The 5,793-nt window shown below is 68.5% G+C and carries 5 protein-coding genes; 3 read left to right on the top strand and 2 right to left on the bottom strand.

The window, feature by feature from the left end; genetic code table 11:
- Positions 1-156: 156 nt before the first annotated feature.
- The gene (locus ACWDU1_RS28455) at positions 157-1,755 is read right to left on the bottom strand and encodes a dolichyl-phosphate-mannose--protein mannosyltransferase (protein WP_450003136.1); all 1,599 of its coding nucleotides are present in this window, start codon (positions 1,753-1,755) and stop codon (positions 157-159) included.
- A 141-nt stretch (positions 1,756-1,896) separates the two neighbouring features.
- Here ACWDU1_RS28455 and rsmI point away from each other — a divergent pair, with 141 nt between their 5' ends.
- Positions 1,897-2,745, top strand: a complete 849-nt coding sequence (gene rsmI, locus ACWDU1_RS28450; RefSeq protein WP_450003135.1) for a 16S rRNA (cytidine(1402)-2'-O)-methyltransferase — start codon at positions 1,897-1,899, stop codon at positions 2,743-2,745.
- Positions 2,746-2,776: 31 nt separating this feature from the next.
- On the opposite strand, the gene metG is transcribed toward rsmI, so the two are convergent.
- Positions 2,777-4,342 carry a methionine--tRNA ligase gene (metG, locus tag ACWDU1_RS28445; protein ID WP_450003133.1) on the bottom strand — a complete coding sequence of 522 codons (1,566 nt, stop codon included), beginning with the start codon at positions 4,340-4,342 and terminating at the stop codon, positions 2,777-2,779.
- Positions 4,343-4,606: 264 nt separating this feature from the next.
- Here metG and ACWDU1_RS28440 point away from each other — a divergent pair, with 264 nt between their 5' ends.
- The gene (locus ACWDU1_RS28440) at positions 4,607-5,440 is read left to right on the top strand and encodes a TatD family hydrolase (RefSeq protein ID WP_450003132.1); all 834 of its coding nucleotides are present in this window, start codon (positions 4,607-4,609) and stop codon (positions 5,438-5,440) included.
- A 200-nt stretch (positions 5,441-5,640) separates the two neighbouring features.
- Positions 5,641-5,778 carry a hypothetical protein gene (locus ACWDU1_RS28435; RefSeq protein ID WP_450003138.1) on the top strand — a complete coding sequence of 46 codons (138 nt, stop codon included), beginning with the start codon at positions 5,641-5,643 and terminating at the stop codon, positions 5,776-5,778.
- The last annotated feature ends 15 nt before the right edge of the window (positions 5,779-5,793 follow it).

The following is a 5,793-nucleotide window of genomic DNA, read 5'->3' as shown; positions in this document are numbered from 1 at the left end:
AGCGGCGGAGCCGCTCCAAAATCACAGCCCCACCCTTCGCGAAGGGGGCACATCCGAACCCACCTTCGCAGAGGCGTCGATCCCCAATCCCCCCTGCGCCGAGCTGGTGATCCCAACCCACCCCTTCGCGAAGAGTTCACCCCACCCCCACATCTCCTACCTCCAGCTGGGAAGCCAGAGGTGGTCCTGCCAGTTTCCGGTGGTGATCGGGAGTCCGGTCAGGATCGGCCACAGCCAGATGAAGTTCGCGATCACGAGCGCGGTGTACAGGCAGACCGCCAGCAGGCCGAGGCTGTGTCGTTCGCTGGGTTCCGTGGGCGGGTAGGAGCCGTTCGCTCGCGCGGCCGGGCGGCGGACGGTACCGAGTACATCTCCGAGGACCAGCGCCACCGCCATCACCAGGAACGGTGCCAGGGTGACGGCGTAGAAGTAGTACATCTGGCGGTCGAGGGTCAGGAACCAGGGCAGCAGGGCCGCGCCGTAGCCGGTGAGCACGGCGGCGTACCGCCAGTCCCGGCGTACGATCCAGCGCCACAGCCCCCAGGCCAGTACCGGCAGCGCTATCCACCACAGGGCGGGTGTGCCGATGAGCATGACGGCTTTTACGCATTCGGTCTGGCCGCAGCCGGTGACGCCGTCGTCGGCGTAGTAATAGAGCATCGGCCGCAGGCCCATCGGCCAGGTCCAGGGTTTGGATTCCCACGGGTGATGGTTGCCGGCGGAGTTGGTGAGTTCGGAGTGGAAGGTCAGGGTGCGGGAGTGGAAGTACCACAGGGATCGCATCGCGTCGGGCGCCACATGTGACCAGAATCCGCCCGCCCCGATCCCGTCTTCGGGTGCCGAGGGGTTTCCTGCCATGAACCGGTAGACGGCGGTCTCCTCGCGGAACCATGCGGCGTAGCTCGCGAGGTAGACGCCCAGTGGAACCAGCACCAGCGCGTAGAGGGCCGGTCCGATATCGCGGATCGCGGTGCCGTACACCGGCCGCCGCACTCCGTAGGCGCGGCGCGCGGACAGATCGAACAGCACGCTCATCAACCCGAACGCGGCGATGAAGTACAGCCCCGACCATTTGGTCCCGCAGGCCAGGCCGAGCAGCACCCCGGCCCCGAAACGCCACCAGCGCACGCCCAGCCGCGGGCCCCACGGTGTTTCGCCGATCCGGCCCTCGGCGTCGGCGCGGGCCATCCGTGCCCGCACCTCGTCCCGGTCGACGATCAGGCAGCCGAAGGCGGCGGTGACGAAGAAGGTGATGAAGATGTCCAGCATGCCGATTCGCGACGAGACGAAGGTGGCCCCGTCGGCGATCAGCAGGATCCCGGCCAGTGCGCCCAGCAGGGTGGAGCGGGTCATCCGCCGTACGATCCGGATCACCAGCAGCACCAGCGCGGTGCCGGCCAGGGCCGCGGTGAACCGCCACCCCCAGCCGTTGTAGCCGAACAGCGCCTCGCCGAGCGCGATCATCTGCTTTCCGACCGGCGGATGAACCACCAGCCCGTATCCCGGGTTGTCCTCGATGCCGCCGGTGAGGAACTGCCAGCCCTGGGGGGCGTAGTGCTTCTCGTCGAAGACCGGGGTCCCGGCGTCGGTCGGGTAGTTGAGCATGGTGAACCGCGTAATGGCCGCGACCACCGTCAGGAACAGGCTGACCACCCATCCGCGCGCGGTATCGAGGGGACCGAAATCGGGTGCGGGCCGCAACGGAGCCGGACTCGACCAGAGATGCGGCGGCCGCCGGGGCGCGCCGGGGCGCATTTCGGTCAGCTGGGTCACGCTGAGAGTTTAGGGGAGGGGTGCCCGGCGGGTTTTTCGACGCCGCCTCCGGCGCCGGCCCTCGGTGGGCACGGCTAGGCTGCCGACATCGACAGGTTCGGACCGGCCGGGCCGGGCAGGAGCATGGTGACCGACGGTGGGCTGATCCTGGCGGCGACACCGCTGGGGGCGATCGGGGACGCGTCGCCGCGGTTGCGGGAGGCGCTGGGCAACGCCGATATCGTCGCCGCGGAGGACACCCGCCGCACCCGGTCACTGGCCACCGCGCTGGATGTGGAGATCCGGGGCCGGGTGGTGAGTTTCTACGATCATGTCGAGAGCGCCCGGGTCCCGGCTCTGCTGTCGGAGATCGCCGAGGGGCGGACGGTACTGCTGGTGACCGATGCGGGGATGCCGTCGGTGAGTGATCCGGGGTACCGGCTGGTGGCGGCGTGCGCCGAACAGGGCCTGCCGGTGACCTGCCTGCCCGGGCCGTCGGCGGTGACGACCGCGCTGGCGTTGTCGGCGCTACCGGTGGACCGGTTCTGTTTCGACGGTTTCGCGCCCCGCAAACCGGGGCGTCGTAAGGAGTGGCTGGCGACCCTGGTCACCGAGCAGCGGGCGTGCGTGTTCTTCGAGGCCCCGCACCGGCTGGCGGATTGTCTGGCCGACGCGGTGGAGGTCCTCGGCGGCGGGCGGCGGGCGGCGGTCTGCCGGGAGCTCACCAAAACCTATGAGGAAGTGGTGCGCGGCACGCTGGCCGAGCTCGCCGAATGGGCGGCCGAGGGGGCGCGGGGGGAGATCACGGTGGTGCTGGCGGGGGCCGCGCCGACGGTGGCGGATCCGGAGGATCTGGTGGCGCAGGTGGAGGAACGGGCGGCGGCCGGGCTGCGGCTCAAGGACGCCAGCGCGGAGATCGCGGAGATGGCGGGGGTTTCGCGGCGCGAACTCTACGACGCCGTACTGGCGGCCCGGCGCGCGGCGCTGGACTGAGACCCGGCCGCGGGCCGGCCGGGTCTCGCGGTCAGTCCTCGGTTTTGGGTTCCACGTAGCGCGGGAACACCGGTTCGGGCGCGGGCAGCGCGACGCCGGGTACCAGCGGGGTGGCGATATCGGCGAATTCGCGGCCCTGCTGTGCGAGCAGGTCCAGGATCTTCGCCGCCGAGCCGGGGATCACCGGCTGGGTCAGGATGGCGACGATCCGGACCACCTCGAGGGTTACGTACAGCACCGTCGCCATCCGGGCGAGATCTTCCTCGGTACCGGATTTCCGCAGTGCCCAGGGGGCCTGGGCGCTGAAGTAGCGGTTGGTCTCACCGAGGGTCAGCCAGATCTGCTCGAGTGCCAGGTGCATCAGCTGCACATCGAATTCGGCGCGGCAGCGGTCCAGCAGCCCGCTGGCCCGGTCGAGCAGCGCGCGGTCGGAGTCGGTGAACTCGCCCGGCGTGGGCACCGCGGCGCCGCAGTTCTTGGCGACCATGGTGAGGCTGCGCTGGACCAGGTTGCCGTATTCGTTGGCCAGGTCGGCGTTGATGCGGGAGACGATCGCCTCGTGGCTGTAGCTGCCGTCCTGGCCGTAGGAGATCTCGCGCAGCAGGAAGAAGCGCACCGCGTCGAGGCCGTAGGTGTCGACGAGGGTGAGCGGGTCGACGACGTTGCCGACCGATTTCGACATCTTCTCGCCCTTGTTGTAGAGGAACCCGTGGACGAAAACCCGTTTCGGCAGTTCGATACCGGCCGACATGAGGAACGCCGGCCAGTAGACCGTGTGGAAGCGGGTGATGTCCTTGCCGATGATGTGCACATCGGCGGGCCAATATTTCTGGAAGGCGGCGGAATCGGTATCGGGGAACCCGACGCCGGTGAGGTAGTTGGTGAGCGCGTCCACCCAGACGTACATGACGTGATCGGGGTGGTCGGGGACCGGGACACCCCAGTCGAAGATGGTCCGCGAGATCGACAGATCCTGCAGTCCGGCCTTGACGTAGCTCACGATCTCGTTGCGCCGGGTCGCGGGGGCGATGAATTCCGGGTGCTCGTCGTAGAGGGCGAGCAGTTTGTCCTGGTAGGCCGAGAGCCGGAAGAAGAAGTTGGATTCCTCGGTCCAGGTGACCGGGGTCTTGGACTCGGTGGAGATACGGCTGCCGTCGTCGAGCAGCGTGGTCTCTTCCTCGGTGTAGAACGCTTCGTCGCGCACCGAGTACCAGCCGGAGTAGTTACCCAGATAGATATCGCCGTTGTCGAGCATCCGCTGCCAGATGGCTTTGCTGGCGATCTGGTGGTCGGCGTCGGTGGTGCGGATGAACCGGTCGAAGGAGACGTCGAGGGTTTTGTCCATCCGCTCGAACACATCGGAGTTGCGGGCGGCCAGTTCCTCCACCGGGATGTTCTCGGCGGCGGCGGTCTGCTGCATCTTCTGACCGTGCTCGTCGGTGCCGGTCATGAAGAACACGTCGTACCCGTCGAGCCGCTTGAAGCGGGCCAGCGCGTCCGAGGAGATGTACTCGTAGGCATGCCCGATATGCGGCGCACCGTTGGGGTACGCGATGGCCGTGGTGAGGTAGAAGGCGGGGCGATCGACTGCGCTCATGGTGTGTCGATTCCATCATGCGGACCGCGGTGAACCCGACTCGACTGCGTGTTCATGCCATCAGAGGGTACTGGCCGGGCTTCGCGGACCGGAATCGAATTCGGCGGTGGTGGGCCGCGGGCCGGGCGGAGCCGCCGCGCCAACGCGACCGGGCGGGGTCTCTACTGTGGTGCGCGTGCCTCTTCTCGATCGTGTGCGTGCGCCGCGTTCCGCCCGCGGGGCGGTCCCTGTCCTGTTCGCCGGCTCGCCGCGGGTGACCGTCCGATGAGCTCGAAACGTCCCGCGCCGCCGCTGCCCGAACCGCTGGCGCCGCTGGTCGACGCGCATACCCACCTGGACGCCTGCGGTGCCACCGACGCGGCATCGGTGGCGGCGATGGTCGACCGGGCGGCCGCGGCCGGGGTCGGCCGGGTGGTGACCGTGGCCGACGATCTGGACGCCGCTCGCTGGGCGGTGCGCGCGGCGGGCTGGGACGAACGGGTGTACGCGGCGGTCGCGCTGCATCCCACCCGGGCGAACGCGCTCGACGATGCCGCGCGGGCCGAGCTGGAGAAGTTGGCGGCGGATCCGCGGGTGGTGGCGGTCGGGGAGACCGGGCTGGACTACTACTGGCCCGGCAAGCTCGAGGGCTGCGCGGATATCGAGACCCAGATCGAAGGTTTCCGCTGGCATATCGACCTGGCCAAACGGATCGGGAAACCGTTGATGATCCACAACCGGGAGGCCGATCACGATCTGCTCACCGTGCTGCTGGACGAGGGCGCACCCGAGACCGTGATCTTCCACTGCTTCTCCTCGGACGTGAATATGGCGCTGTCGTGTGTGGCCGAGGGGTATGTGCTGAGCTTCTCGGGGACCGCGAGCTTCAAGAACGCGCACGAGCTGCGGGAGGCGGTGCGGGTGGTGCCCGACGAGCAGTTGCTGGTCGAGACCGATGCTCCGTATCTGACGCCGCATCCGTACCGGGGTGCGCCGAATGAGCCCTATTGCCTGCCGTACACCGTGCGGGCGGTCGCCGGACTCCGCGGGCAGGATCCGGTGGAACTGGCGGAGATCAGCACGGCCAACGCACAGCGCGTCTATCGGCTGGCGAACTGAGGAACCACCCCGGAGTTCGATGTGAGTTGAATCACAGTTTCCCGGACTGCATGGCGTCTAGCTGGGGTCCCGCGCCGCTGCGGCTCGGGCGCGCGGTGAACCGGCCGGTTCCGGTTGTCGTCGGCCGCACCCTTCGTTATCGTCCCGTTACCGTGTCACCTTTTGCGAGGATCAACTCCTCACGTTCGCCCCTGCTGTACATGGTTATCGCCGCTGTACTGCTCACCCTGATCGTCGGCGCCGGCGCGGCCATCATGACGCACGGCTCCGGAGGCGACCGGACCCATTCGGCCCCGGCGGCGGTGGTGTACGTCCCGGAGATGCCGCGGGTCGCCTGATCTACCTGCGCCGTG

The organism is Nocardia sp. NPDC003345 (assembly GCF_053589395.1).
This window is presented reverse-complemented; position numbering and strand designations above follow the sequence as displayed.